General features: G+C 69.0%; 25 protein-coding genes and 1 tRNA gene. 20 read left to right on the forward strand and 6 right to left on the reverse strand.

Features of this window, described 5'->3' with window-relative positions; all coding sequences use genetic code 11:
* Position 1 precedes the first annotated feature (1 nt).
* Complete coding sequence (locus AC3IS2_RS13500) at positions 2-463, forward strand: cysteine hydrolase family protein (protein WP_489198299.1); 462 nt, start codon at positions 2-4, stop codon at positions 461-463.
* Here AC3IS2_RS13500 and ku read toward each other — a convergent pair.
* A complete protein-coding gene (gene ku / locus AC3IS2_RS13505; RefSeq protein WP_489198300.1) occupies positions 460-1,281 on the reverse strand; it encodes a non-homologous end joining protein Ku in 822 nt (273 codons plus the stop codon). The two genes, AC3IS2_RS13500 and ku, sit on opposite strands and share 4 nt — an antisense overlap.
* Positions 1,282-1,373: 92 nt before the next feature.
* Here ku and AC3IS2_RS13510 point away from each other — a divergent pair, with 92 nt between their 5' ends.
* The 3 genes from AC3IS2_RS13510 to AC3IS2_RS13520 all read left to right on the forward strand — a co-directional run bounded on the left by AC3IS2_RS13510 (position 1,374) and on the right by AC3IS2_RS13520 (position 4,628).
* Entirely contained in the window at positions 1,374-2,024 is a 651-nt protein-coding gene (locus tag AC3IS2_RS13510) for a DUF1345 domain-containing protein (protein WP_489198301.1), read from the forward strand.
* Between the two features lie 338 nt (positions 2,025-2,362).
* Positions 2,363-3,853: a DEAD/DEAH box helicase gene (locus AC3IS2_RS13515; protein WP_489200157.1), complete on the forward strand. Its 1,491-nt coding sequence runs from the start codon at positions 2,363-2,365 to the stop codon at positions 3,851-3,853.
* Positions 3,854-4,019: 166 nt separating this feature from the next.
* Complete coding sequence (locus AC3IS2_RS13520) at positions 4,020-4,628, forward strand: DUF998 domain-containing protein (protein ID WP_489198302.1); 609 nt, start codon at positions 4,020-4,022, stop codon at positions 4,626-4,628.
* A 77-nt stretch (positions 4,629-4,705) separates the two neighbouring features.
* Here the strand turns inward: AC3IS2_RS13520 and AC3IS2_RS13525 are convergent, their stop codons facing one another.
* Together AC3IS2_RS13525 and AC3IS2_RS13530 are read right to left on the reverse strand one after the other, a co-directional pair.
* Complete coding sequence (locus AC3IS2_RS13525; RefSeq protein ID WP_489198303.1) at positions 4,706-6,010, reverse strand: OmpP1/FadL family transporter; 1,305 nt, start codon at positions 6,008-6,010, stop codon at positions 4,706-4,708.
* Positions 6,011-6,191: 181 nt separating this feature from the next.
* Positions 6,192-6,950, reverse strand: coding sequence for a competence/damage-inducible protein A (locus AC3IS2_RS13530; protein ID WP_489198304.1), 759 nt, complete (start codon positions 6,948-6,950; stop codon positions 6,192-6,194).
* Positions 6,951-7,092: 142 nt separating this feature from the next.
* On the opposite strand from AC3IS2_RS13530, the gene map reads away from it, so the two are divergent.
* From map to AC3IS2_RS13555, 5 genes are all read left to right on the forward strand, one after another.
* Positions 7,093-7,914: a type I methionyl aminopeptidase gene (gene map / locus AC3IS2_RS13535; protein WP_489198305.1), complete on the forward strand. Its 822-nt coding sequence runs from the start codon at positions 7,093-7,095 to the stop codon at positions 7,912-7,914.
* Between the two features lie 26 nt (positions 7,915-7,940).
* Positions 7,941-8,672 carry a RadC family protein gene (radC, locus tag AC3IS2_RS13540; RefSeq protein ID WP_489198306.1) on the forward strand — a complete coding sequence of 244 codons (732 nt, stop codon included), beginning with the start codon at positions 7,941-7,943 and terminating at the stop codon, positions 8,670-8,672.
* A complete protein-coding gene (locus AC3IS2_RS13545; RefSeq protein WP_489198307.1) occupies positions 8,669-9,193 on the forward strand; it encodes a GNAT family N-acetyltransferase in 525 nt (174 codons plus the stop codon). The genes radC and AC3IS2_RS13545 overlap by 4 nt, the downstream gene beginning before the upstream one ends.
* Before the next feature lie 64 nt (positions 9,194-9,257).
* Complete coding sequence (locus AC3IS2_RS13550; RefSeq protein ID WP_114818382.1) at positions 9,258-9,500, forward strand: BolA/IbaG family iron-sulfur metabolism protein; 243 nt, start codon at positions 9,258-9,260, stop codon at positions 9,498-9,500.
* 3 nt (positions 9,501-9,503) lie between these two features.
* Positions 9,504-10,421: an aldo/keto reductase gene (locus AC3IS2_RS13555; protein ID WP_489198308.1), complete on the forward strand. Its 918-nt coding sequence runs from the start codon at positions 9,504-9,506 to the stop codon at positions 10,419-10,421.
* 11 nt (positions 10,422-10,432) lie between these two features.
* Here the strand turns inward: AC3IS2_RS13555 and cysQ are convergent, their stop codons facing one another.
* Positions 10,433-11,218, reverse strand: a complete 786-nt coding sequence (cysQ, locus tag AC3IS2_RS13560) for a 3'(2'),5'-bisphosphate nucleotidase CysQ (protein WP_489198309.1) — start codon at positions 11,216-11,218, stop codon at positions 10,433-10,435.
* An 88-nt stretch (positions 11,219-11,306) separates the two neighbouring features.
* Between cysQ and chpT the strand changes: the two genes are divergently transcribed.
* The 3 genes from chpT (at position 11,307) to AC3IS2_RS13575 (ending at position 13,277) form a co-directional block, all read left to right on the forward strand.
* Entirely contained in the window at positions 11,307-11,993 is a 687-nt protein-coding gene (gene chpT / locus AC3IS2_RS13565; RefSeq protein ID WP_489198310.1) for a histidine phosphotransferase ChpT, read from the forward strand.
* Between the two features lie 88 nt (positions 11,994-12,081).
* Entirely contained in the window at positions 12,082-12,465 is a 384-nt protein-coding gene (locus tag AC3IS2_RS13570) for a response regulator (protein WP_489198311.1), read from the forward strand.
* The gene (locus AC3IS2_RS13575) at positions 12,462-13,277 is read left to right on the forward strand and encodes a CheR family methyltransferase (RefSeq protein WP_489198312.1); all 816 of its coding nucleotides are present in this window, start codon (positions 12,462-12,464) and stop codon (positions 13,275-13,277) included. Before AC3IS2_RS13570 ends, AC3IS2_RS13575 begins: the two co-directional genes overlap by 4 nt.
* On the opposite strand, the gene AC3IS2_RS13580 is transcribed toward AC3IS2_RS13575, so the two are convergent.
* Complete coding sequence (locus AC3IS2_RS13580; RefSeq protein ID WP_489198313.1) at positions 13,254-14,633, reverse strand: metallophosphoesterase; 1,380 nt, start codon at positions 14,631-14,633, stop codon at positions 13,254-13,256. The two genes, AC3IS2_RS13575 and AC3IS2_RS13580, sit on opposite strands and share 24 nt — an antisense overlap.
* 261 nt (positions 14,634-14,894) lie before the next feature.
* Between AC3IS2_RS13580 and AC3IS2_RS13585 the strand changes: the two genes are divergently transcribed.
* The 3 genes from AC3IS2_RS13585 (at position 14,895) to AC3IS2_RS13595 (ending at position 20,199) form a co-directional block, all read left to right on the forward strand.
* Positions 14,895-17,129 carry a TonB-dependent receptor gene (locus tag AC3IS2_RS13585; RefSeq protein WP_489198314.1) on the forward strand — a complete coding sequence of 745 codons (2,235 nt, stop codon included), beginning with the start codon at positions 14,895-14,897 and terminating at the stop codon, positions 17,127-17,129.
* A 114-nt stretch (positions 17,130-17,243) separates the two neighbouring features.
* Entirely contained in the window at positions 17,244-19,130 is a 1,887-nt protein-coding gene (locus AC3IS2_RS13590) for a M20/M25/M40 family metallo-hydrolase (protein WP_489198315.1), read from the forward strand.
* A gap of 46 nt (positions 19,131-19,176) precedes the next feature.
* Complete coding sequence (locus tag AC3IS2_RS13595) at positions 19,177-20,199, forward strand: NAD-dependent epimerase (RefSeq protein ID WP_489198316.1); 1,023 nt, start codon at positions 19,177-19,179, stop codon at positions 20,197-20,199.
* Positions 20,200-20,253: 54 nt separating this feature from the next.
* Here AC3IS2_RS13595 and AC3IS2_RS13600 read toward each other — a convergent pair.
* A tRNA-Ala gene (locus AC3IS2_RS13600) sits at positions 20,254-20,329 on the reverse strand.
* 122 nt (positions 20,330-20,451) lie between these two features.
* Between AC3IS2_RS13600 and AC3IS2_RS13605 the strand changes: the two genes are divergently transcribed.
* The 5 genes from AC3IS2_RS13605 to hisS all read left to right on the forward strand — a co-directional run bounded on the left by AC3IS2_RS13605 (position 20,452) and on the right by hisS (position 25,218).
* Complete coding sequence (locus tag AC3IS2_RS13605; protein WP_489198317.1) at positions 20,452-20,781, forward strand: YggT family protein; 330 nt, start codon at positions 20,452-20,454, stop codon at positions 20,779-20,781.
* Positions 20,782-20,913: 132 nt separating this feature from the next.
* Positions 20,914-21,792 carry a 3-hydroxybutyryl-CoA dehydrogenase gene (locus AC3IS2_RS13610; RefSeq protein WP_489198318.1) on the forward strand — a complete coding sequence of 293 codons (879 nt, stop codon included), beginning with the start codon at positions 20,914-20,916 and terminating at the stop codon, positions 21,790-21,792.
* Positions 21,792-22,352, forward strand: a complete 561-nt coding sequence (locus tag AC3IS2_RS13615) for a hypothetical protein (protein ID WP_489198319.1) — start codon at positions 21,792-21,794, stop codon at positions 22,350-22,352. Before AC3IS2_RS13610 ends, AC3IS2_RS13615 begins: the two co-directional genes overlap by 1 nt.
* Before the next feature lie 76 nt (positions 22,353-22,428).
* Entirely contained in the window at positions 22,429-23,652 is a 1,224-nt protein-coding gene (locus AC3IS2_RS13620; protein WP_489198320.1) for a DUF418 domain-containing protein, read from the forward strand.
* Positions 23,653-23,724: 72 nt separating this feature from the next.
* A complete protein-coding gene (gene hisS, locus AC3IS2_RS13625) occupies positions 23,725-25,218 on the forward strand; it encodes a histidine--tRNA ligase (RefSeq protein ID WP_489198321.1) in 1,494 nt (497 codons plus the stop codon).
* The last annotated feature ends 95 nt before the right edge of the window (positions 25,219-25,313 follow it).

Here is a 25,313-nt window from a genome sequence, read left to right on the forward strand (position 1 = left end):
GATGCGACAGGCGCTGCTGATCATCGACGTCCAGCCCAGCTTCAGCCCGCCCGATTGGCTGATCGAAGGCATCAACCGGCTGATCGGGACCATGCCCTCGGTGGCCACGGTCGAGCGCCACGACGAGGCCGTCACCCCCTTCGCGCGCCAGCTCGGCTGGACCCCCGGCCCCGACGACGACAGCCTCATCAACGCCGACGTCGTCCATGTGAAGCACGGCTATGCGCCGACGTCCGAGACCGTCGCCCATCTGAGGAGCCTGAACCCGGAGCGGGTTCTGGTCTGCGGCATCCAGGCCGACACCTGCGTCCTGGCCGCCGGCTTCGCCCTGTTCGACGCGGGGCTGACCCCGACCCTGATCACCGACCTGACCGTCGGTTCGTCGCTGGACCGCTCCGGCGAACTGGGCGCCCGGCTGTGGCGGCACCATTTCAGGCATGTGGTCAGCACGGCGGACCTCTAGCCCGCCTTCTTTTTCGGCCCGGCCTTCTTGGCGACAGGCTGGGCCGATCCCTTCAAGCTGGCCTTCAGCGCCGCCATCAGGTCGATGACGTTCGTATCGTCCGGCTCGGGCGCCGTGACCACGCCCTGTCCGCCCTTGGCCTTGGCCGCGATCATTTCGCGCAGAGCCTCGTCGTAGCGGTCGTGAAAACGGGTCGGGTCGAACTCCGCCTCCTTCTGGCCGATGATGCGGGCGGCGATCTCGACCATGTCGGCGTCCGCCTTCACCTCGGGAATGTCGTCGAAGAAGTCGTCGGCGGCGCGCACCTCGTCGTGGGCGCGCAGGGTGTAGGCGACCAGCCCCTTGCCGTGGACCTCCAGGGCCAGCTGCCGCTCCTTGCCGCGCAGCACCAGCTGGCCCAGGGCGATCTTGCCCGCGCTCTTCATCGCCTCGCGGATCACGGCGAAGGCTTCGACGCCCACGCCCTTTTCCGGCACCACATAGTACGGATCGTCCCAATAGAGCCGGTCGATCTCGGCCTCGTCGACGAACTGGTCGATGGAAATGGTGCGGGTGCTTTCCAGCTTCACCTTGTCGAAGTCGGCCTCGTCGAACAGGACGTACTCGTCCTTGGACACCTCATAGCCCTTGACCAGTTCCGACCGCTCGACCGGCCCGGTGTCCGGGTCGGTCGTCACCATGCGGATGCGGTTGTTGGTGGCCGGATTGATCAGGTGGAAGCGCACGTCGCTGGCGCTGCTCGTCGCCGTATAGAGGGCGACCGGACAGGTCACGAGCGACAGCTTCAGATGTCCCTGCCATGTCGGGCGTACGGCCATGATCCGTTCCTTTGCGCCTGATCGAACGGGTCCGGCGCGGAATCGTTCAGCCAGACTGGCCCAAGGCGAAGAACGGCGTAATCATCCGCCCCATGACCTGGATCGTCCGCTCGTTCCGACTGCACGCCGCCCTGTGGCTGGGCCTGGGGGTTCTGGCCGTGGCGATCGCGACGACGCCCCCCGCCTGGGACTGGCAGATGCGGGTCGCCGTGGCCTGGGACGCCAGCGCGACCGTCTTCCTGCTGCTGACTTTCGCGCGGTTGCGGCGGGCCCGGACGGCCGATGCCATCCGGCGGCGCGCGGCGGCGCTGGATCAGGCGGGGGGCGCCGTCCTGCCGCTCAGCCTGCTGGCGGCGACGGCCAGCGTCTTCGTGATCGTGATGGAGACGGCGGACGGCGGCAAGCCGACGACGGCGGAGGCCCTGTTCTCCATCGGCACCATCGCCGTGTCCTGGCTGTTCACCCACGTCATCTTCGCCCTGCACTACGCCCACGAATTCTACGCCCCGGCGCCCAAGGGCAGGGGCGACCGCAAGGGGCTGATCTTCCCTGGCGAAAGCGAGGCCGACTACTGGGACTTCCTGCATTTCGCCCTGATCATCGGCGTGGCCAGCCAGACCGCCGACATCCAGATCAGCAGCCGCCGACTGCGCCGCATCGCCACCCTGCACAGCCTGATCGCCTTCGTCTTCAACACGGTGATCCTGGCCCTGGCGGTCAATATGGCGGTCAGCCTGCTCTAGACTTTCGGCCGGTTCGCCTTGACTTGGCCGCTATTGAGGCCCATCTGCGCTGCACCGCACAATCGCGGTATCCGGTTTCCTGCAACGCGTGTGGGTCTTCCTCCTCGAAGACCTGATTGCAGACGCAGCCGGCCAGACCTCAGAGTCATTACGTCGTCCGGACACGCGGGGCGGCGCCCCGATCCACCCCGACGGCTTCATTCCGAAGCTCTATCGGGACTGGCGGTGCGCTCTCTTGTGTGCGTCGGGTCGAGAAGGCGGAGCCTTCTGACCGCGCGCCCACTAAAGCGTCCGCCGCAAGCGAAAGACGCTCCGTGAGCAACATCACTTTTGAATCCATGGGCCTGAACAAGGCCCTCCTCCAGGCCCTGGCGTCGACCGGCTACGACAAGCCGACGCCGATCCAGGCCAAGGCCATCCCCGACGTCATGGCCGGCAAGGACCTGCTGGGCATCGCCCAGACCGGCACCGGCAAGACCGCCGCCTTCGCCCTGCCGATCCTGCATCGCCTGGCCGAGAACCGCATCGCGCCCAAGCCGCGCACCACGCGCGCCCTGATCCTGTCGCCCACCCGTGAACTGGCCACCCAGATCGCCGACAGCTTCAAGCAATACGGCGCCCACCTGGGCTTCCGCGTCGCCGTCATCTTCGGCGGCGTCAAGTACGGCCCGCAGGAACGCGCGCTGCAACAGGGCCTCGACATCCTGGTCGCCGCCCCGGGCCGCCTGCTGGACCACCTGCAACAGAAGACGCTGGATCTGTCGTCGACGGAAATCTTCGTCCTCGACGAAGCCGACCAGATGCTCGACCTCGGCTTCATCAAGCCGATCCGCCAGATCGTCAGCCGCATCCCGGCCAAGCGTCAGAACCTGTTCTTCTCGGCCACCATGCCGTCGGAGATCGGCAAGCTGGCCGGCGAGCTGCTGAAGGACCCGGTCAAGGTCCAGGTCACGCCGCAAGCCACCACGGTCGAGCGCATCAAGCAGTCGGTCGTCCACATCGAACAGGGCCGAAAGCGCGCCCTGCTGACCGAGCTCTTCTCTGACGCCGCCTATACGCGCTGCCTGGTCTTCACCAAGACCAAGCACGGCGCCGACAAGGTCGCGGCCTATCTGGAAGCCGGCGGCGTCGAAGCCGGCGCCATCCACGGCAACAAGAGCCAGTCGCAACGCGAACGCGCCCTGGAAGCCTTCAAGCAGGGCAAGCTGCGCGTCCTGGTCGCCACCGACATCGCCGCCCGCGGCATCGACGTGGACAAGGTCACGCACGTGGTCAACTTCGAGCTGCCCTATGTGCCGGAAGCCTACGTCCACCGCATCGGCCGTACGGCCCGCGCGGGCGCCGACGGCACGGCCATCAGCTTCGTCGCCGGCGACGAGATGAAGCTGCTCAAGGACATCGAAAAGGTCACGCGCCAGAAGATCCCGGCCGTCGACCGTCGCAACGACAAGGCCCTGGGCATGCTCGACGCCTCGATCATGGCTGCCGGCGTCAAGCAGAAGGCCACCCTGCCCGAGCGTGAAGGCCGCGGCGGACGCGGCGGCGGCGAGGGCGGCGAAGGCCGTAACCGCAGCCGCAACCCGCGTCGCGACGGCGTCAAGCCGGAGGGCGGCGGTCAGCCGCACCGTCAGCGCAAGGGCGGCGCCAACCGCGACCGCACCCACCACGCCGACCGTCCGGCCGCCGTCTATGATCCGATGGCGGGCGAGCGTCCCAAGTCGTCGCCGCGCGCCAACCCCTCGGCCGAGCCCAAGCCGGTCGGCGAAATGCAGCGCCGACCGCGCCGTCGCCCGTCGAACGGCGGCAAGGGCTACGGCTCGCAGGGCTGATTTCAGCCCGACACAACGCCACGACAACGGCGGCCTTCGCAAGGAGGCCGCCGTTTTCAATTGCCCGCATGGACAAGTTTTAATCCCCCCGCCCGCATCCGCCGACGCCGTTCGAAGGCTCAGTCGAGCATGGGGCGCGATGCTCGCGCCCATTGAGGGGAATCCTATGAACCGAAATATCCTGCTGGGATGCGGCGTCGCCGCGCCCCTGATCTATGTGGGCCTGGCGGCGAGCGGCGGCCTGCTGTTCCCCGCCTACAACCACGCCACCCAGGTCATCAGCGAACTGGGCGGCCCGGACGCTCCGCATCCCATGGTGTTCAACCTCGGCCTGATGGCGGCGGGCGCCCTGACCGTCCTGAGCGCCGTTGGCCTGTTTCTGCGGCTGCGCGGCGGGACATGGCTAGGCGCCCTGCTGGCCGCCCTGGCGATCGCGACCTTCGGGACTTCCATCCTGATCGGCGGGGCCTTTGCTCTGCCTGACCCGCGCCACATGGCCTGGGGTCTGGGCTACGCCGCGCAGATCGCCCCCTTGCTGACGCTCTGGGCGCTCTGGAAGACGCCCGGCCATGCGGGGCTCAAGGGCTTCCTGATCTTCAACCTGATCGCCGTCAATCTGGCCCTGGCCGTGATGTTCGGGGTGGGAAATCTGGTCAGCCCCGACAATTTCGGCCTGTGGCAGCGCCTCTATGGCCTGGCCGTTTATCCATGGATCGGCGTGACCGCCCTGTGCCTGATGCGTCCTTCTGTCCGACTGAGCCCTCGCTTCGCCTAGCATGGAAAAGAAGAACGGCGGCCCCCGAGAGGGAGCCGCCGTTTCCGTATCCGCCTAGATGTCAGCTTGTCGCCGGATCAGAAGGCCCAGCGCGCGCCCATCGAGGCGACCAGGGCCGAACCCGTGGCCGTGCCGCGCAGGTGCGCCGTCGTCGCCGCCGGGGTGCCGGCGTAGAAGGTCCGGTCGTCGAAGATGTCCGTATCGCTGAAGGCGACGTAGGTCAGACCCGCGTCGAAGGTCACGCCCGGCGTCACCTCGGTCGAGCCGCCGACCGAGAACAGCCAGCGGTCGGCGTCGGGGATGCGGGCCGTACGCAGGCTATCGCGGGTCGGGGTCGGGTCATAACCGACGCCGGCGCGCAGCGTGGTCTTGTCGCTGAGGGCGTAGTCGAGGCCGATCGCGCCCGTGGTCACGTCCTTGTAGTTCTGATGGATCGAGTCGCCGCCGCCGGCGTATTCGACGTCGATGGCCTGGAATTCGCTCCAGCCGATGCGGTTGACCTGGGCGTTCAGCGTCAGCTTGTCGTTGACCGCATAGCGCACCGAGGCCGAAGCGAACCACGGCGTGTTGAAGCTGGCCTTGCCGGCGGTCGCGACATTGCCGCCGGCCAACGGCCCCAGCAGACCCGAAATAGCGATGTCGCCTTCCAGCTCATGCTCGATCTTGGAGCGGTAGCTCAGGCCGAAATCCCACGGCCCCTTGTGCGCCTGGGCGCCGACGTTCCAGCCATAGCCCCAGCCGTCGCCTTCCAGCGTGTTGGAGCCGTCCGGCAGCAGCGGCGACAGGTTGGGCAGGGCCGAGGTCAGCTTGGCCTTGACGAACTGGGCGTCGAGACCCGCGCCCACGTCCAGCCAGTCGTTGACCTTCATGGCCACGGTCAGGCCGGCGTTGGCCGAGCGCAGCTCCGAGGTCAGGGCGTCGTAGCGGGTGAAGGAGCCCTGCTCGTACTTGGTCGTGAAGTTGTAGGGGGCGGCCACCGAGACGCCGACGGCGAAGCGGTCGCCGATGGGCGTGGCGAAGGCGAAGTTCGGAACCAGGCCGCTTTCGATCGGATCGACGGTCGTGTTGCGCGGGTTGACCACCGGCACGTTGGCGCCGCCCGGATAGGTCACAAACGACCCGTCGTTCTTGACCTCGGAATCGATCTTGATGGCGTGCAGGCCGAACGACAGTTCACGGCCGCTGCGGGCGATGGCGGCGGGGTTCCACCACATCGAGCCGACGCCGCGATCCGCGGCCTCGCCCGAATTGGCCCGACCCACGCCGCGCACCGACTGTTCCTGCAGATAGAAGGAGCCGGCGAAGGCCGGGGCCGCGACGCCGGCCATCAGGACCGTGGTCAGGGCGAGACCGCCAAAGCGAGCCATATTCCTGGAGTTCATACTGTTTCACCTATGTAAGTCGACCCGTCCTTACTGAGCGGCGGGTCGTTGTCCGGGGAGAAAGGCGACGCTAACAGCCACAGCGCCCATGTCATGAAAGCGTTGCCTCCAAGGCCCCTGTCGGACCGCAAATCGGCGAAACCGTGGCGATGAAGTCGCACAATTTCACACCTTGGTGAGGTTACGTTACGGCAATATCAATGCCCGCAGAACGCAGTTCGCGAGAAAGATCGTGTTCCGCAAGGTCAACTTCGGCGATATCGCGACCACGAATCACCAGCTGGGTTCCGGCCTCTCCGTCGCGGCCGAAACCGAACGGATAGCTGCCGAACGACAGGTCGGGGCGGGCCTCGGCTGCGGCCCTCAAAGCCTCCGCGATCGCGCCTTCGCCGACGCCGACGATGCGGATCGTGCGGACATGAACCACCGCTCCCGCGCGCAGACGCGGCGCCACGTCCTGAAGCATGGCCTCGATGATCTTGGGCACGCCCGCCATGACGAAGACGTTGCCGATCTGGAAGCCCGGCGCGTCGGTCACCGGATTGGCGATCAGCGTCCCGCCGTCAGGAATGCGCGCCATGCGCCGACGCGCGGCGTTGAACTCGCCCGGTCCGTAGCGCCGCTCGAGAACGGCCAGGGCCTTGGGGTGCTCGGGGACGGCCACGCCGAAGGCGACGCCCACGGCGTCGGCGGTGATGTCGTCATGGGTTGGACCGATGCCGCCGGTGGTGAAGACATAGTCATGGGCCGCGCGCAGGGCGTTCAGCGCCGCCACGATCTGATCCTGTCGGTCTCCGACCGTGCGCGCCTCCAGCAGGTCGATCCCCAGCGTCGCCAGGAAGCGGGCGATGGTGTTCAGGTTCGTATCCTGGGTCCGGCCCGACAGGATTTCGTCCCCGATGATCAGGACGGCGGCGGTGGGAGCGGCTTGAACGGTCATGGGTTTCAGATAGGCGCCGCCTTCCGCCGCGTCATCGGCCCCGCCTGACGGGGTTGAGCTTTTGTGCTAGTCTCGCCATCTGACGCCCAAGACCACAGCCCAGCCGCCTCCCCCTTTGTCGCGGCGCGCCCGAAAGCAGATCATGTACGAGACTCCCGACCTGGATAACGACGCCTTCGTCCGCAGCCACGAAATCCGCATCCACGACGCGGAGGCCTTCGAGGGCATGCGCAAGGCCGGCCGTCTGGTCGCCGAGGCGCTGGACATGATCGGCGAGCACGTGAAGCCCGGCGTCACCACCGGCGAACTGGACGATCTGGTGCGCGAATTCACCCTGGCGCGCGGCGGCGTGCCCGCCTGCCTAGGCTACAAGGGCTACACTAAGACGATCTGCACCTCGATCAACCACGTCGTCTGCCACGGCATTCCCGGCGACAAGGTCCTGAAGGACGGCGACATCGTCAACATCGACCACACGGTCATCGTCGACGGCTGGCACGGCGACTCGAGCCGCATGTTCCCGGTCGGCGAGATCAACGCCCGCTCCAAGAAGCTGATCGACGTCACCTATGACGCCCTGGAACTGGGTCTGGCCCAGGTCAAGCCGGGCAACACCTTTGGCGACATCGGCTTCGCCATCCAGAAATTCGTCGAGGCCCAGCGCATGAGCGTGGTGCGCGACTTCTGCGGCCACGGCATCGGCCGCGTCTTCCACGACAGCCCCAACGTCCTGCACTACGGCCGTCGCGGCGAGGGGGCGGTGCTGAAGCCGGGGATGTTCTTCACCGTCGAGCCGATGGTGAACCTGGGCAAGCCGGCGGTGAAGGTCCTGTCCGACGGCTGGACCGCCGTGACCCGCGACAAGTCCCTGTCGGCCCAGTGCGAACACACCATCGGCGTGACGGAAGACGGGCTGGAAATCTTCTCGGCCTCGCCCAAGGGCCTGTTCCGCCCGAAATTCTGAGCTAGTCTCCCCTCCGGGGGAGGCTGATGCTCGATCAACCGCCGGAAAAACCGAAGGCCAAGCCGCACCACGCCGGTCATCGCGAACGGCTGCGCGAGCGCGCGCGCGGCGCGGGGCTGCATCACCTGCCCGACTATGAGCTGCTGGAGCTGTTCCTGTTCCGCAGCCAGCCTCAGGGCGACGTCAAGCCGATCGCCAAGGCCCTGCTGACTCGCTTCGGCTCCCTGGCCGCCGTCCTGGCCGCTTCGGTCGAGGACCTGATGACCGTTCGGTCCGAGGACTCGCGCGGCCGCTCGAAAGGCGTCGGCGCCGAAACCGCCCTGGACCTGGCCGCCCTGCACGAGGTCTCGCGCCGCTTAGCCAAGGAAGAGGCCAACAAGCGCACCGTCATCTCGTCGTGGACCGCCCTGCTGGCCTATGTCCGTCTCAGCCTGCAGCATGAGCCGCGCGAGCAGTTCCGCGTCCTCTACCTCGACAAGAAGAACCAGCTGATCCTCGACGAGATCCAGAACCGGGGCACGGTCGACCACGCCCCCGTCTATCCGCGCGAGGTGGTGCGCCGGGCGCTGGAGCTGTCGGCCAGCGCCATGATCATCGTCCACAACCACCCCTCGGGCGACCCGACCCCCAGCCGCGCCGACATCGACATGACCAAGCAGGTGATCGAGGCCGCCCGCTCCCTCTCCGTTCAGGTGCACGACCACCTCATCGTCGGCCGCGAGGGCGTGGCCAGCTTCAAGCAATTGGGATTGATGTGACTGTTCTGAGCACCGACCGCCTGACCCTGGCCCCCGTCGCGGTCAGCGACATGGACGACCTGACCGCCCTGTGGGCCGACGCCGACTTCACCCGCCACATCATAGGCCGCGGCCTGTCCGAGGAGGAGGTCTGGTTCCGGCTCTTGCGCGACCTCGGCCACTGGCAGGCCAAGGGCTACGGCAACTGGACCATCCGCGAGACGGACACGGGCGTCTATGTCGGCAGCGTCGGGGTGCTGGACTATCGCCGCGAGATGACGCCCGCCTTCGACGCCCCGGAACTGGGCTGGGGCGTCGCCCCCGCCTTTCAGGGCCAGGGCCTGGCCCTGGAGGCGCTGCAGGCGGCCCTGGCCTGGACCGACGCCTATCGGCTGGAGCCGCGCACCGTCTGCATGATCTCCCCCGAAAACACGCCCTCGGTGAAGCTGGCCGAACGGGTCGGCTATCGCCCCTACGCCGAGACCGACTACAAGGGCTCGACCGTCGTCCTGTATGAGCGGCCGCGCGCGGTTGTGGGCTGACAGACCGTGCGCCCCTCATTAAGTTTTACAGTTCAGACTGTCCGCCTGTTTCGAGAGTAGCCCCATGCCCATGTCCGCCGACGTCCTGCGCGCCCATCTGGTCGAGGCGTTTCCCGATGCGGACATCGCCATCGAGGACCTGGCCGGCGACGGCGACCACTATCGCGCCCGGATCGTTTCGACCGCCTTCAAGGGCCTGCCGCGCGTGCGCCAGCACCAGTTGGTCTATGGAGCGCTGAAGGGGCAGATGGGCGGCGAGCTGCACGCCCTGGCGCTCGAGACGTCAGCCCCCGCCGAGGCGGGCTGACCGATGCGCTATCGTCCGTTCGGCGCGTCCGGCGCGGCGGTGTCCAACCTGACCCTCGGCCTGGGCGTCGACGCCCTTGCGCGCGGTCCGTCCGCCCTCAAGGAACTGATCTTCACCGCGCTGGAAGCCGGGGTGAACAGCTACCACCTCGAGAACGCCGACCCGGTCCTGGCCGAGATCGTCGGCGAGGCCCTGGGCCATGTCGAGCGGCGGCTGGTCTGCGTCGCCGTGACCCTGGGCGTCGGCGACGGCCGCAGGAAGGGCTTCCGCGACTTCTCGGCCGAGGCTTTGAACGGCGCCATCGACCGGGGCCTGCACGCCTCGGGCCTGGGCTGGTTCGACGTGGCCGTGCTGGACGAACCCGCCGACGACGAACTGCCCCAGGCCTCGCTGATCGCGCTGAAGGCCCAGCGCAAGGCGGGCCATGTGCGGCTGCTGGGCGTGTCCGGCGACTCTCCGGTGATGGACATCTATGTCTCGACCGGCGCCTTCGACGTCCTCTACACCCCGTTCCACGCCAATGTGGAATGGCGCATCCGCTCGCGGATGCGGGCCGCGCGCGAACGCGACATGGCCATCTTCACCTACGACTACTTCCCCGAAAGCCTGTCGACCGAGCGCAAGGCCGCCGGCGTCGGCGCGGCCCCGAAGAAGAAGGGTCTGTTCGGTTTCGGCGCCAAGCCTGTCGAACAGGGCCTGGCCAACGCCGGCTCCTTCGCCTTCCTGCACCAGACGCCGAACTGGAAGGCCGAGGAAATCTGTCTGGCCTTCACCCTGACCGACCCGGCCGTCGCCAGCGTCCTGGTTCACGCGATCAATCCCGAGCGGATGGAGGCCTTGGCCGCCGTGCCCGAGCGCGACCTGCCGCCCGGCCTGTCGGCCCAGATCGAAATGGCCCGCGTCGGGTCGGCGGCGGCCTGAAGGCCGGCCTCCTAGCCGCCCATCGCCGTGAACGGCCCGTTGAGGAAGCCCGGCTTGCGATAAGCCAGCCGCGCCCCGTCCGCGCCCAGAACCCGCCCCCCGGCGGCTTCCAGCACGGCCTGCCCCGCCGCCGTGTCCCATTCGCAGGTCGGGCCTGTGCGCGGATAGGCGTCGAAACGACCTTCGGCGATGAGGCAGAATTTCAAGGACGAATCCGTGCCCTGCCACTGGCTGCAGCCGTGGCGGGCGGCCAGACGCGCGGCCTCCTCGTCGGTCATGCTGTGGCTCAAAAGGGCGATGCCCTCGGCCGGACGGTCACGCACCTTGATCGGGCGCCAGGTCTCGCCGAAGGCGCGCCGCACGGCGCCCTTGCCCGGAACCGTCGAGGCCCAGGTCACGCCCGAGGCCGGGGCCGTGACCACGCCCGCCACCGGGGCGTCGCCGCGGACCAGGGCGATGTTGACGGTGAAGCTCTCGCGGCCCTGAACAAAACCCTTGGTGCCGTCCAGCGGGTCGATCAGCCAGAACCAGTCTCCGACCGAGACCGGGACGCCGTCGGCGGCGGCGGCCTCCTCGGCCACGGCCTCGACCTCGGGCCAGCGCTCGGCCAGACGCGTCAGGATCAGGGCCTCGGCGGCGCGGTCGGCCTCGGTCACGGGACTGGCGTCGGACTTGGTCTCGACCGCCGTGCCGGCCCGCCAGTAGGGCAGGATGACCCGCGCGGCCTCCTCGGCGATGTCGGCGATGATCTCGGCGAGGGCGCCGGAAGCGAGGTCGGTCTCAAGAGCGTGCGTCATGTCGACCTCCCGATAGCCCATGCGCCCGGTTTCACGAACCGGCAAATCAGGTCAGCCTTGAACACTTCCGATTTCAGACGCCCGGCCGATGACCCTTTCCGATCTCTCTACCGACCTCTCCGTGGCCGACCTGCCGGTCGAGAGCGCCGATCTGGCCGCCTTCATCGCGGGCAAGCTGTGCCATGACTTCATCAGTCCGGCCGGCGCCATCATGTCGGGCCTCGACCTGCTGGAAGACCCGACCGCCCAGGACATGCGCGACGACGCCATGGGCCTGATCCGCCAGAGCGCCAAGAAGATGGTCGCCCTGGTCCACTTCGCCCGCGTCGCCTTCGGGGCCGCCACCACCAGTGAACAGTTCACCGCCGCCGAACTGCACGGCCTGGTCGCCGGCCTGTCCGAGGGCGGCCGCGCGACCCTGGACTGGCGCATGACCGACGAGGTCTTCTCCAAGCCCGAGGCCCGCGCCCTGATCAATCTGGCCTGGATGACCCTGTCGGCCCTGCCGATGGGCGGAACCGCCACTGTCACCACGCGCCGCGAGGACGGCCGCGTCCTGCTGATCGGATCGGCCGAGGGCGCGCGCGCGCGGCTCAAGGCCGAGGCCGTCGTCGGCTTGAAGGGCGAACGCCTGACCGAGGGGCTGGCGGGTCAATGGATCCAGCCCTACTGGCTGTGGCTGACGGTGCGCGACGCCGGCGGCCGGCTGGATCTGGCGACCGAGGAAGGCCGCGTCGGCCTGGTCGCGCGGATGCCGGCCCACACGCCCGCTTGAGTTTACACGCCTCCAACCGTCCGTTAACCGCCACGAATGATCATGACGCGAACGGCGATCGCCGCTCGCGCCTAACGGGACAAAACCCTTGGACCCCAGAACCTGCCTGATCGTCGATGACAGCCGGATCATCCGCAAGGTCGCGCGACGCATCGTCGAGGGCCTGGGCTTCGAGGTGGACGAGGCCGCCGACGGCGCCGAGGCCCTGACCTACTGCATGGGCGCCATGCCCTATGTGGTGCTGCTGGACTGGCAGATGCCGGTGATGGACGGCCTGACCTTCCTGCGCCGCCTGCGCGACCTACCCGGCGGCCGCGGCCCCAAGGTTTTGTTCTGCACCATCGAGACCCGCGCCGACCGGATTGCAGAAGCCCTGTCCGCAGGGGCCGACGATTATGTTATGAAGCCTTTCGACGGCGAGATCCTGCAATCCAAACTCGCCGAAGTGGGAGCTGTTCAGTCGCCGTCATGACGCCGGAAGATTTCGATCGCCTTCAGACCTTGCTGGCGACGCGCGCCGGCTTCCGGCTGACGCGCGACCGCATGCATCTGGCCGAACACCGACTGGGTCCGGTGGCCCGGCGCGAGGGCTATCACAACGTCGAGGCCATGCTGGCCTCGCTGTGGAGCAAGCCCGTCGCCTCGCTCGGCTGGGCCGTGATCGAGGCCCTGCTGAACGGCGAGACCTGGTTCCGCCGCGACCGCGCCGTCTTCGACAGCTTCGCCCGCGAACTGATGCCCGCCCTGACGGCCGCCCGTCCCGGCGGCAAGGTGCGCCTGTGGTCCGCGGGCGCCTCGACCGGCCAGGAAGCCTATTCCCTGGCCATCGCCGCGCTGGAAAGCCGCGCCGACGTCGAGATCGTCGCCACCGACCTGTCGCGCCTGTCGGTCGAGAAGGCCGCCTCGGGCCTCTACACCTCGTTCGAGATCCAGCGCGGCCTGTCGGCGCGGACCATGCTGCGCTGGTTCGAGCAGGCCGACGACCAATGGCGCGCCCGCCCCGAACTGCGCGCCGCCGTGACGTTCGAACGCGCCAATCTGCTGGACGAGCCCGTCGACGACGGCCGCTTCGACGTCATCTTCTGCCGCCACGTCCTCAGCGATCTGGAGCCCGCGCGCCGCGCCCGGGTGCTGGACGGGCTGGAGCGGCGACTGGTCGACGACGGCTGCCTGTTCCTGGGCGTGGACGAACGCCCCGAAGGCGACAGCGTCGCCTTCCGCCCCGTGGCCGGTCGCCCCGGCCTCTACGTCAAGGCGCCGTCAGCCCTGCGCCGCGCCGCCTAGCAGACCGGCGACCGCCGTCGCCTTGACCCGCGCCTGCGGAACCTCGGCGAAGACCAGATCCGTCGTGCCGAAATACTCGGCCTGGTTCATGGCGCACCAGTCAGTCGTGACCAGACGCGCCGTCGACTTGCCCGCGGCATTCTCCGACGCCCCGTAGAGAAAGTCGCCGCTACGCTCGGCCAGGGGCATGCGCCGGTCCTGATTGGCCCGCGCCATGAAACCCGCCAGCCGCTCGCGCGTCACCTCGGCGACCATCAGCCGGCCGTCGAACCGCACCACGGCGTCGAAGGCGTAGCGCGTCACCGGCCCGGCGGGCAGGCCCGTCCCCAAGGTGGTGTGGCCGATGAAGCCGGCGTCCGCCCCCGCCGCCCGCGCCAGGGCGGCGGCGACCGCTCGGCCCGTCTCGCCCAGGGTCAAGGCGCGCGGGCTGACGCCCAGCACCGCCCTCTCCTCGTCCGTCAGATGCGCCGCCAGGGTCGAGGCGATCAGGTCGGCAAGGCGCGGCGACGGCGCGGCCTTCAGCTCCACCGCCGTCGAGCCGACCGCGATCCGGCCGTCGTCGTAAAGGGTCGCCGCCGTATAGGCGTTGCTCCACGACCCGGTGTGGGCATAGGCGCTGCGCCCCTGTTGGTGCTGGAACAAAAGGTGGTTGTGCCCGCCGATCATCAGGGCGCCGTCGGGCAGCTGGGGCAGGATGTCGCGGTCCCCCGCCACCCCGGCATGGCTCATCACCAGCATCAGGTCGGCGCCGTCCAGCAACCGGGCCAGGTTCGCCTTCGCCCAGTCGCCGGGCGCCGGGATCGACAGCCAGTCGCGGCTGGCCTTGGGATAGGTGTTCAGGGAATCCGTTCCCGCCCCGACGATGCGCAGCGAGCGCTGGCCCAGCGGCACGGTCACGGCGGCGTCCGCATAGGGCCGGCCGGAGCGCGCATCGAGGATGTTGCTGACGACAACGATCCCCAGCCCCCGCATCCGGGCCACGACCTCATGCAGGTCCGGCGTCAGGTCGTTGTCGTGGTTGCCCAGGTTGACCACCGTCGGCGCCAGCTTCGGCAGTTCGCTCAGGAAGGCCCAGTCGATGGCCCCGCCCGACCGCACCGAGACGACATTGCCGTGCTCGAAACTGTCGCCGTCGACGGCGATCAGGTGCGGGACGTCCGATCCGGCCACCTCGGCCTCCAGCGCCGCCAGCAGTTGCCCGGTGCGCTCATAGGCGGAATGCAGGTCCGACATGGCCAGGACCCGGCCCAGAACCTGCGGCTCGCGCCACGGGGCCAGGGCGCTCAGGCCCGGCGCGGCGGCGGCGGTCGCCAGAAGCTGGAAGAGGCGGCGGCGGTGCAGCGGGGTGATCGTCATGCCCTGGTCCCTGTCAGACCGCGCCCGGCGCGTCGAGAGACCCTCGCCGAAACAGCGGCGCAGCCCTGTCGTTTCGCACGACATATTGCGGCGCACAATCCCTCGATGCGCCCGAGAACCCCTTTGGCGTCAGGCGAAACGTCGAGTTTTCCCCCACCGTGTCCGTGTCGCGAAAGCTTCATCGACCACGCATCCTCGACGCTGGAAAAAGCGTCGCCGTGGACCTAGGCCCTCGCCCAATCTCAACGAGGATCCTCCCCCATGTCCCGTCGTCTCGCCGCCCTCGCCGCCTCCGCCAGCGGCCTCGCCCTTCTGATCGCCGCCCCGGCCATGGCGCAAACCGCTGCTGCGGCCGCCGATCCGGCCGTCGGCGTCGACGAAATCGTCGTCACCGCCCAGCGCCGCAGCGAAAACATCCGCGACGTGCCTTTCGCCGTCACGGCGATGAACACCGAGACCCTGAACGCCGTCTCGGCCGGCGGCGCCGACATCCTCAGCCTGTCGGGCCGCGTGCCCAGCCTGCAGGTCGAAAGCTCGAACGGCCGCTACGCTCCGCGCTTCTACATCCGCGGCCTCGGCAACGTGGACTTCGACTTCACCGCCTCGCAGCCGGTCTCGGTGGTGATGGACGACATCGTGCTGGAGAGCGTCTACCTGAAGGGCTTCCCCCTGTTCGACGTCAAGCAGCTGGAGGTGCTGCGCGGCCCCCAGGGCACCCTGTTCGGCCGCAACACCCCGGCCGGCGTGGTCAAGATCGACACCACCAAGCCCGGCCAGGACTTCACCGGCTACGGCTCGTTGACCTACGGCGTCTACGGCTCCAGCCGCGCCGAGGGCGGCGTCACCCTGCCGCTGACGGACACCCTGTCGGTGCGCGTCGCCGGCCTGTGGAACCACCGCGACGACTGGGTCGACAACGCCTATGACGCCCCCTTCGCCAAGAAGGACGGCAAGGACCTCGGCAATTTCGACGACATCGCCGGCCGCGTCCACGTCGCCTGGACGCCGACCGAGCGCCTGTCGGCCCTGCTGACCCTGCAGGCCCGCGACTATAAGGGCACGGGCACGATGAACCGCGCCAACGTCCTGACCAAGGGCTCGAACAAGCTGAACGACCGCTTCGACCGCGACACCGTCTATTACGACGGCGGCCGCAACAACTTCCAGAAGCAGCAGACCACCTCGCAGTCGCTGCAGGTCGCCTATGACTTCGGTCCCGCCACCCTGACCGGCGTGATCGGCTCCTATAAAGGCTCCAGCCAGGGCGACGGCGACATCGACGGCGGCGTCCTGAACGATCCGGTCAACAGCGGCTCCATCCCGTTCCGTTCGGAAAGCGGCACCCTGTCCAGCGACCTGCTGCAGAACACCTATGAGCTGCGCCTGGCCTCGAACGGCGACGCGCGCCTCGGCTGGCAGGTGGGCGCCTTCTACTGGGACGAGCGCATCAATCTGGTGTCCGGCACCTTCAACGGCACCGGCGGCCTCTTCCCCGTCGCCGCCACCGACGTGGTGCAGAAGTCGGACGCCTGGTCGGTGTTCGGCCAGGGCCGCTATCAGGTGACCGACGCCTTCAAGCTGACGGCGGGCGTGCGCTACACCGAGGACAGCCGCGACTACCGCGGCCAGCGCGTCATCGGCGCCCCGGCCAGCGCGACGATCTCGGTCGGCGACGAACAGGTCAGCTGGGACGTCAGCGCCCTCTATGAGGTCAACGACAGCCTGAACCTGTTCGCCCGCGTCGCCAGCGGCTATCGCGGCCCGTCGATCCAGGGGCGCAACCTGCCGGTCCTGACCACGGCCGATTCCGAGACCGTCATGTCCTATGAGGCCGGCCTGAAGTCGCGCCTGTGGAACGGCCGCGCGCGCCTGAACGCCACCGCCTACCTCTATGAGGTCAGCGACATGCAGTTCACCGCCATCGGCGGCGCCGACAACTCCAACCGCCTGATCAACGCCGACAAGGGCGAGGGCTATGGTCTGGAAATCGACGGCGACGTCTATCTGGGCGCGGGCTTCAGCCTGGCCGCCGGCGCCGCCTGGAACCACACCGAGATCAAGGACAGCGACCTGCTGGTGGCCGTCTGCGGCGCCGGCTGCACCGTCACCGACCCGATCGTCATGGTCGGCACGGCCCGCCGCGCCAAGGTCGACGGCAACCCCTTCCCCCAGGCGCCGGAATACACCGCCAACCTGACCCTCTCCTACGTCCGCCCCATCGGCGACGATCAGGAGCTGTTCGCCTCGACGGACTGGGTGGTGCAGAAGGACTTCAACCTGTTCCTCTATGAATCGGTCGAGTTCATGCAGGACACGGCCTTCGAGGGCGGCCTGCGCGCGGGCTGGCGCGACCTGAACCAGGGCCTGGAAGCCGCGGCCTATGTCCGCAACATCACGGACGAAGCCAACGTCATCGGCGCCATCGACTTCAACAACCTGACCGCCTTCGTCAACGAGCCGCGCATGTACGGCGTGGAGTTGTCGAAGCGCTTCTAAGCCGTTCAGGCTGAGCACATCGGAGGGCGGCGGCGGGGAGACCCGGCGCCGCCCTCTTGCCATCCGGCGCGCTCTGACCGCCTACTGCCTCCCGGATCGGGGAGGATCTTTCACATGCGGCTGGCCCTGCTGTTCGGATCGCTGACGCTCGCCTTCCTGCTGGCAGTGTGGACCACCCAGGTCCCCAAGCCTCGCCCCATTGATGCGCCCGCCGCCGCCTTCTCGGCCGCGCGGGCCATGACCGACATCGAGCAGATCGCCCGCGCCCCGCACCCGGTCGGCTCGGCCGAACACGCCCGCGTCCGCGCCTATCTGACCGCCCGCATGACCCAGCTGGGCCTGTCGCCGCAGGAGCAGGCGGGGCCGCTGTCGCCGGGCTCGATCCAGCGGCTGAAGAAGGCGGGCGGCGATCCCGACGCGGCCAATAATCAGGCGATCAACCTGATCGGCGTCCTGCCTGGAAAAGACCGCAGCCAACCCGCCGTCATGCTGATGGCCCACTACGACACCGTGGTCGGCTCGCCCGGCGCGGCCGACGATTCCACCGGCGTCGGCGCCGTGCTGGAAGCCGTGCGCGCCATCAAGGCGCGGGGTCCGGTCGAGCGTGACCTGGTCGTCCTGCTGACCGACGCCGAGGAGTTGAACCTGGACGGCGCCCGCATCTTCTTCGGCGGGCATCCCTTGCGCGACCGCATCGGCGCCGTGGTCAATCTGGAGGCGCGCGGCGGCGGCGGCCGCGCCGCCATGTTCGAGACCGGGCGCGACGCCGGCCCAAGCGTCGACCTGTTCCGCCGCGCCGCCGCCCGCGCCGACGGCGGGACCACCGCCACTTCGCTCGCCGTCTTCATGTACGAGCAGATGCCCAACGGCACCGACTTCACCATCCCCAAGGATCGCGGCATCGGCGGCTTGAACTTCGCCTTCATCGGCCGCCCGGCCCAGTACCACTCCGCCGACGCCACCCCCGCCAACCTCGACAAGGGCGGCTTGCAGCATATCGGATCGCAAGCGCTGGAAGCCGCCGACGCCCTGTTGCGGGCCCCCGCCCTGCCCGCCAAGGGACCGAACACCGTCTATGCCGACGTCTTCGGCCGCCTGATGCTCAGCCATTCGGCGGCGACGGGCTGGCTCCTGCTGGGGCTGACGGCTCTGTTCGGCGGGTTCGCCGCCTGGCGCGCCCGTCGCGCTGTCGGCCTGACCACCGGACAGGTCGGTCGCGGCCTGCTGGACGGGTTGTGGTTCGCGTCCGCCGGACTGGTGCTGGCCCAGGCCGTGCGCCTGCTGGCCGGGCCGATGTCGAGCCGCGCCGCCTCGTCCGAGACCTATTACGTCCTGCTGCGTCGCTTGCCGTGGATGGAGGCGGGCGCCGTCCTGAGCATCCTGGCCCTGGCCCTGCTCTTGCTGACCGGCGCGCGTCGCCAGCGGCCGCGCACGGTCGCCTGTGTCGTCGCTGTCCTGACCCTTCTCGTGCTGTTGATCGGCGGCTTCAGCCCGCTCATGCTCGGCGCGGGCCTGATCGCCGCCGCCCTGTCGCTCTGGCCGGTCAAGGCGCCGACGTCGACCTGGGGCGGCTGGCTGGGCCTGATCGCCCTCGTCTTCCTGCTCGGCGGCATCGTTCAGGGCGCCGCGCCCGAGGCCGCGCTCCTGTTTGTCTGGCCTGCCCTGCTAGCCGCGGCCGCCGCGGCCCTGTCCGCCCTGATCGGCCCCGACCTGACGCGGCCCATAGGCCTGATCCCGCCCGCCGCCGCCGGCGTCCTCGGCGGCGCCTGGCTGATGGCGATCGGCCATTTCGTCTTCCTCGGCATCGGCATGGACCTGCCCGGCGCCCTGGCCATGATCGGCCTGCTGGCCCTGCTGTTCCTGCGCCCGCTCAGCCCGCCCGTCGCCGTGGCCCGTCCGGTGCTGATCGGGGCGGCGGCCTGCCTGATCCTCGCCTGCGGCCTCAGCCTCGCCGCCCGCTTCGCCGAGCCGACGCCCGCCGTCGCCGAGGTCCTGCCATAGCGGCGGCCCGCTGGCGAAAACCCGGCTGAACGTCTATCGGAGCCTGATGTCCCACGATCCCGTCCTCGTCACCGGCTCGGCCGGCTTCATCGGCTTCCACACCGCGCGGCGGCTGCTGGAGCGCGGCGAGACGGTCATCGGCCTCGACAACCTCAACGCCTATTATGACCCGGCGCTCAAACACGCCCGTCTGGCCCAGCTTCAAGCCTACCCCGCCTATCACCACCACACCCTCGATCTGGCCGACCGCGCCGGCGTCGCCGCCCTGTTCGCCGAGCATTCGCCGCGCCGCGTCGTCCACCTCGCCGCCCAGGCCGGGGTCCGCTACAGCCTCGAAGCGCCCGAGACCTATGTGGATTCCAACGTCGTCGGCTTCCTCAGCATCCTCGAGGGCTGCCGCGCGGTTCAGGCGACCAACCTCGTCTTCGCCTCGACCAGTTCGGTGTTCGGCGCCAACGCCGCCCTGCCGTTCTCGGTGCGCGACCCGGCCGACCACCCGCTGACCGTCTATGCGGCGACCAAGCTGGCCAACGAGGCCATGGCCCATTCCTACGCCCACCTGTTCGGCTTCCCGGCCACGGGCCTGCGCTTCTTCACCGTCTATGGACCGTGGGGCCGCCCGGACATGGCCCTGTTCAAATTCACCCGCGCCATCCTCAAGGACGAGCCGATCGACGTCTATGGTCAGGGCAAGATGTCGCGCGACTTCACCTATGTGGACGATATCGTCACCGGCGTGGTCGCGGCCCTGGACCGCCCCGCCGCCGTCGACCCGACCTGGGACGCCACCGCCCCCAACCCCGCCACCAGCGGCGTCGCCCCCTGGCGCATCCTCAACCTGGGCGCCGGCCGCCCGGTCGCCCTGATGCGCTATATCGAGGTGCTGGAGCAGAAACTGGGCCGCAAGGCCAGGCTGAACCTCATGCCCATGCAGGACGGCGACGTGGCCAATACCGAGGCCGACGTCACCGACACCCTCAAAGCCCTCGACTACGCCCCCTCCACCCCCGTGGAAGACGGCGTCGGCCGCTTCGTGAACTGGTACTGCAACTTCTACCGCGAGAACTGACGCGCGGACGCTCGCCGCGTCCGTCGTCTCTCGTCAGATTGTCTGGAGATGCCCTGGTGGAGCCGAGGGGAGTCGAACCCCTGACCTCGTCATTGCGAACGACGCGCTCTACCAACTGAGCTACGGCCCCGACCGACAGGCAGGGGCGGAGATAAGCGGGGCGTCGGGGGAGTGTCAACGGGGCGCCGAGGAATCCTTGGCGTTCGGCTGCGGCGCCGCTAGAAGCGAACGGGTTTCAAGGGAATTTCCGCAATGGGCATCGGCGCCGGCGTCATCGGCTTCATCTTCTTCGTGCTGGGCGCGCTGCTGCAGTTGCTGCTGTTCGCCATCATCGCCAATGCGATCCTGAGCTGGCTGTTCGCCTTCGACGTGATCAACTACCGCAACCGCTTCGTGGCCCATGTGGCCGAGTTCCTGGACCGCTTCACCGGGCCGATCCTGGCGCCGCTGCGCCGCGTGATCCCGCCGCTGGGCGGCATCGACCTGACGCCGATCGTGGCCCTGCTGATCATCCAGGGCGTGCAGGGCTATCTGCTGCCGCCGCTGCATCTGGCGGCGCTGGGCCTGACCGGCGGTTACTGAGGCGAAACGTTGAGGCGGGGACACGGGCGGTCAGGAATCTTAATCCCGCCCCATTCCGCCCCTTGCGCCCGGCGGGCGGGCTCCTAAGGTGCCCGCGATTGGTCCCGACGGGACCGCAGATTGCGCGTATTCATGACCACGATCAGGACAGTCGCCGTCATCGGCGCCGGACAAATGGGTTCGGGCATCGCTCAGGCGGTGGCGACCGGCGGCTACGAGGTGCGGCTCTACGACCTGTCGGCCGAGCGCATTCCGCTGGCCCAGGGCGAGATCGCGGCCAGCCTGGCGCGCCGCGCCGCGCGCGGCCTGACGACCCAGGCCGAGGCCGACGCCGCCCTGGCCCGCATCCAGCCCGCAGCCTCGCTGATGGAGGCCGCCCAGGCCGACCTGATCATCGAGGCGGCGTCCGAGGACGAGGCGGTCAAGAAATCGGTCTTCATCGACCTTCTGCCCCACCTGGGTCCCGACACCCTGCTGGCCTCCAACACCTCGTCCATCTCGATCACCCGACTGGCCTCGGTCAGCGACCGGCCCGACCGCTTCATCGGCCTGCACTTCATGAAGCCGGCCCCGACGATGAAGCTGGTCGAGATCGTGCGCGGCATCGCCACCTCGGCCGCCACCTATGAGGCCGCCGTCGCCTTCGCCGAGAGCCTGGGCAAGATCACCACCGAGTCCGAGGACTTCCCCGCCTTCATCGTCAACCGCATCCTGGTGCCGATGATGAACGAAGCCATCTATGTCCTGTACGAAGGCGTCGGCAACGTCGCCTCGATCGACAAGGCGCTGAAGCTGGGCGCCAACCACCCGATGGGGCCGCTGGAACTAGCCGACTTCATGGGTCTGGACGTGGTCCTGGCCATCATGAACGTGCTGTACGACGGCCTGGCCGACAGCAAGTACCGCCCCTGCCCGCTGCTGGTGAAGTATGTCGAGGCCGGTTGGCTGGGCAAGAAGAGCGGCCGCGGCTTCTACGACTATTCCGGCGCCGTGCCGGTCCCGACCCGCTGATGCGTTTCGACCGGATCGAAGACCTGCCGGGTCTCAAGCGCGTCGCGCCGCGGCGCACGACCCGGGCCTTTGTGCTGGCCGGCCTGGCCGCCGCCGCCTGGCCGCCGCTGATCCTCACCCTGGCCGTCTGGCCGCCCGAGAACTGGGCGTCGGGCGTCGATACGGACTGGCGTCTGGTGCTGCTGGTGGTCGGCATGGCCGCCGCGCCGATCGGCCTGTGGCTGATGCACCGCAGCCACGCCGACACCGGCCGCCCCTCGACCCGCCTGGGCGTGGTGTGCCGCTTCATGGTGTTCGGCGGACTGCTGGCCGCCGCCGTGCAGACGCTGATCGCCCTGGTCATGTCCCTGCTGTCGCTGATCGCCTCGCAAAGCCTGGTTCAGGGCCTGGGCGCGCTGGAGACCACCCTGCTGATCTTCGGCGTCGCGGGTCTACCGCTGGCGGTGCTGGTGGGCGTCAGCTACGCCCTGTGGGCCGGGCTGTGCGCCGCCTTCATCGCCTTCGCGCCCGCCCCCGTGGTCAAGGACCGCATGGGGCTGATGCAGAACGGCGCGGGCTGACATTACCGCGATTTAAGGCGCCCCGACCGGCCCAAGGCCGTATGAGCAGACCGCTCGCTTGGGGAGGGCCGACGCCGTGACCGACCAGACCATCCTTCAGCCCGTGGCCGCGGACGCCCGCATCCAGACCCTGGACGTGCTGCGCGGCGTGGCCGTTCTGGGCATTCTGGCGGTCAACGCCGCCGCCTTCGCCCTGCCCATGTCGGCGGCCATGGCGCCCGAACAGTCGCCCTTCGCCCAGATCGGGTCCTCGGCCGTCGCCCTGTGGGCCGTCGAGGTCTTCTTCCATCAGAAGTTCGTCACCCTGTTTTCCCTGCTGTTCGGGGTGTCGATCTTTCTGGTCGGCGGCGAGCGTCGGGATGAGGGACGCGGGCGGGTGCTGCGTCGCCGCCTCTTGTGGCTGGCCCTGTTCGGCCTGATCCACGGCGCGGCCTTCTGGTACGGCGACATCCTGCTGCTCTACGCCTGGTCCGGGCTGTTCGTCATGCTGATGCGCTCGATGTCGGCGCGCTCGCTTATCCTGTTCGGGGCCGCCGCCACGCTCGGGCTGGCCACAATGCAAGCAGCGACCATGTGGCTGACGGTTAATGGTCCCGCAGCCCTGACCGACGCCCTGAACGACGACGCCATGGCCCTGGCTGACGGGGCCGTGACCGCCAGCATCGCCGCCTATCGCAGCGGCTGGCCGGGCGCCCTGATCGAGAACCTCAAGGCCTGGGGCATCCTGCAGAGCGCCAGCCTGTTCGGCTATGTCTTCGCCACCGTCGCCCTGATGATGCTGGGCATGGGCCTGTTCAAGGCCGGCTTCTTCCATGGCCGGATGCCGACCCGCGTCTATGTCGCCCTGATCGCGATCGGCGGCGCGGTCCTGGCCCTGCTGGGCGTGCTGGAGTGGCGCGAAGCCATGGCCGGGCCGGATGTCGAGGCCACCGGCGGCTGGGCCGAGATCGTCGCCTCCTATCCGATCTTCGTCACCCTGGCCTACGCCAGCGGCCTGATCCTCATGACCACGCGAGGCGTGACCTGGCTCCGCCGGATCTTCGCGCCGGTCGGGCAGATGGCCTTCACCAACTACCTGAGCCAGACGCTCATCATGACGACCCTCTTCTCCATGCCGTGGGGGCCGCGGCTGATGGGACAGGTCGATTATCCGGAGCAGTGGGCCATCGTCGTCGCCGTCTGGGCCCTGCAACTGGTCTGGTCGCCGCTGTGGCTGAGCCGCTTCCGCATGGGGCCGCTGGAGTGGCTGTGGCGGTCGCTGTCCTATGGTCGGCGCCTGCCCTTGCGCCGCGAGGCCTAACGGCAAGGTTTCGGGCGGCAAGGTTTCGGGCGGCAAGTTGCAGCCGGTCCGCCGATGGCTTAATCGCGCGGCATGACCGACGAAGCCCCCATCCGCCCCGAAGCCCGCGCCCCCCGGGGCTTCGCCGACCGTCGCGGCCGCGACCTGACCGCCGAGCGCCGCATCGTCGCGCGCGTGTCCGAGGTCTATGAGCGCTGGGGCTTCGAGCCGCTGGAGACCTCGGCGTTCGAGTACGCCGACGCTCTGGGCAAGTTCCTGCCCGACGCCGACCGTCCCAACGAGGGCGTCTTCGCCCTGCAGGACGACGCCGGTTCGGACGAGCCGGGCGAGTGGATGGCCCTGCGCTACGACCACACCGCCCCCCTGGCCCGCTTCGCCGCGCAGAACTGGGAGACCCTGCCCAAGCCGTTCCGCCGCTACGCCTACGGCCCGGTCTGGCGCAACGAGAAGCCCGGCCCCGGCCGCTTCCGCGAGTTCTGGCAGTGCGACGCCGACACCGTCGGCTCGGACCGGCCCGAGGCCGACGCCGAGATCATCGCCATGGGCTGCGAGGGCCTGCGCGCCGCCGGCCTCGGCGACGGCCAGTCGGTGATCCGCGTCTCCAACCGCAAGCTGTTCGACGGCCTGTTCGACGCCGGCGGCGTGACCGATGCGGTCCAGCGCCTGACGGCCCTGCGCGCCGTCGACAAATACGACCGCCTGGGTCTGGAGGGCGTGCGCGCCCTGCTGGGCGAGGGCCGACTGGACGAATCCGGCGACTACACCAAGGGCGCCCGCCTGCCCGCCGCCGTGATCGGCGCGGTCGAGGCCTTCCTGGTTTCAGCCGAGACGCCCGGCCTGAGCCGCGCGGGCGTGCTGGACGCCGTGGCCAACGCAGGCGCAGCCTTGGGCGCCGCGGGCGAAGCGGCCCTGGCCGAACTGTCCGCCATCGACCGGGCGCTGACCGCCATGCGCGTCGGCGAGGCCGAGGTGAAGTTCGACCCGACCATCGTGCGCGGTCTGGAATACTACACCGGGGCCGTGTTCGAGGCCGAGCTGCTGCTGGACACCAAGGACGACAAGGGCCGGGCCGTGCGCTTCGGCTCCATCGGCGGCGGCGGCCGCTATGACGATCTGGTGGCGCGCTTCACCGGCCAGTCGGTTCCCGCCACCGGCTTCTCGTTCGGGGTGTCGCGCCTGGCCTCGGCCCTGCGCGCCGCCGGTCGCGGCGCCGACGACGCTGTGCGCGGCCCGGTGGTGGTCATCGTCTTCTCCGAGGACGACATGCAGCACTACCTCGACGCCGTATCCGAACTGCGCGCCGCCGGCATCGCCGCCGAGCTTTACCTCGGTCGCGCCGGCATGAAGGCCCAGATGAAGTACGCCGACCGTCGCGGTTCGCCCGCCGTGGTCATCCTAGGCGGCGACGAACTGGCCGCCGGCGAAGTGACCATCAAGGATCTGGATGCCGGACGCGCCCGCGCCGCCGCCATCGCCGACAACGAGGCCTGGAAAGCCGAGCGTCCGGGCCAGCAGAAGGTGGCCCGCAGCGAACTGGTCGCAGCCGTCCGCGCCATTATCGAATAGGCTTCGATTAACCTTTGCGGCTGAACGTGTATTATCGACGTTCAGTCACGAAAGACCATTCTTTAGACATGGATGCGATTGACTTGCCCCCGGGC

Source organism: Brevundimonas sp. KH_025 (genome assembly GCF_057839885.1).

Coding starts and splice junctions, on each gene's coding strand:
- AC3IS2_RS13550 (WP_114818382.1), top strand. CDS start 9,258: ATGCCCATGTCCGCCGACGTCCTGCGCGCCCATCTGGTCGAGGCGTTT.
- AC3IS2_RS13590 (WP_489198315.1), top strand. CDS start 17,244: ATGCGGCTGGCCCTGCTGTTCGGATCGCTGACGCTCGCCTTCCTGCTG.
- AC3IS2_RS13510 (WP_489198301.1), top strand. CDS start 1,374: ATGACCTGGATCGTCCGCTCGTTCCGACTGCACGCCGCCCTGTGGCTG.
- AC3IS2_RS13520 (WP_489198302.1), top strand. CDS start 4,020: ATGAACCGAAATATCCTGCTGGGATGCGGCGTCGCCGCGCCCCTGATC.
- AC3IS2_RS13595 (WP_489198316.1), top strand. CDS start 19,177: ATGTCCCACGATCCCGTCCTCGTCACCGGCTCGGCCGGCTTCATCGGC.
- cysQ (WP_489198309.1), bottom strand. CDS start 11,218: ATGACGCACGCTCTTGAGACCGACCTCGCTTCCGGCGCCCTCGCCGAG.
- hisS (WP_489198321.1), top strand. CDS start 23,725: ATGACCGACGAAGCCCCCATCCGCCCCGAAGCCCGCGCCCCCCGGGGC.
- AC3IS2_RS13530 (WP_489198304.1), bottom strand. CDS start 6,950: ATGACCGTTCAAGCCGCTCCCACCGCCGCCGTCCTGATCATCGGGGAC.
- AC3IS2_RS13515 (WP_489200157.1), top strand. CDS start 2,363: ATGGGCCTGAACAAGGCCCTCCTCCAGGCCCTGGCGTCGACCGGCTAC.
- AC3IS2_RS13555 (WP_489198308.1), top strand. CDS start 9,504: ATGCGCTATCGTCCGTTCGGCGCGTCCGGCGCGGCGGTGTCCAACCTG.
- AC3IS2_RS13580 (WP_489198313.1), bottom strand. CDS start 14,633: ATGACGATCACCCCGCTGCACCGCCGCCGCCTCTTCCAGCTTCTGGCG.
- AC3IS2_RS13575 (WP_489198312.1), top strand. CDS start 12,462: ATGACGCCGGAAGATTTCGATCGCCTTCAGACCTTGCTGGCGACGCGC.
- AC3IS2_RS13610 (WP_489198318.1), top strand. CDS start 20,914: ATGACCACGATCAGGACAGTCGCCGTCATCGGCGCCGGACAAATGGGT.
- AC3IS2_RS13525 (WP_489198303.1), bottom strand. CDS start 6,010: ATGAACTCCAGGAATATGGCTCGCTTTGGCGGTCTCGCCCTGACCACG.
- map (WP_489198305.1), top strand. CDS start 7,093: ATGTACGAGACTCCCGACCTGGATAACGACGCCTTCGTCCGCAGCCAC.
- AC3IS2_RS13615 (WP_489198319.1), top strand. CDS start 21,792: ATGCGTTTCGACCGGATCGAAGACCTGCCGGGTCTCAAGCGCGTCGCG.
- ku (WP_489198300.1), bottom strand. CDS start 1,281: ATGGCCGTACGCCCGACATGGCAGGGACATCTGAAGCTGTCGCTCGTG.
- radC (WP_489198306.1), top strand. CDS start 7,941: ATGCTCGATCAACCGCCGGAAAAACCGAAGGCCAAGCCGCACCACGCC.
- AC3IS2_RS13605 (WP_489198317.1), top strand. CDS start 20,452: ATGGGCATCGGCGCCGGCGTCATCGGCTTCATCTTCTTCGTGCTGGGC.
- AC3IS2_RS13585 (WP_489198314.1), top strand. CDS start 14,895: ATGTCCCGTCGTCTCGCCGCCCTCGCCGCCTCCGCCAGCGGCCTCGCC.
- AC3IS2_RS13500 (WP_489198299.1), top strand. CDS start 2: ATGCGACAGGCGCTGCTGATCATCGACGTCCAGCCCAGCTTCAGCCCG.
- chpT (WP_489198310.1), top strand. CDS start 11,307: ATGACCCTTTCCGATCTCTCTACCGACCTCTCCGTGGCCGACCTGCCG.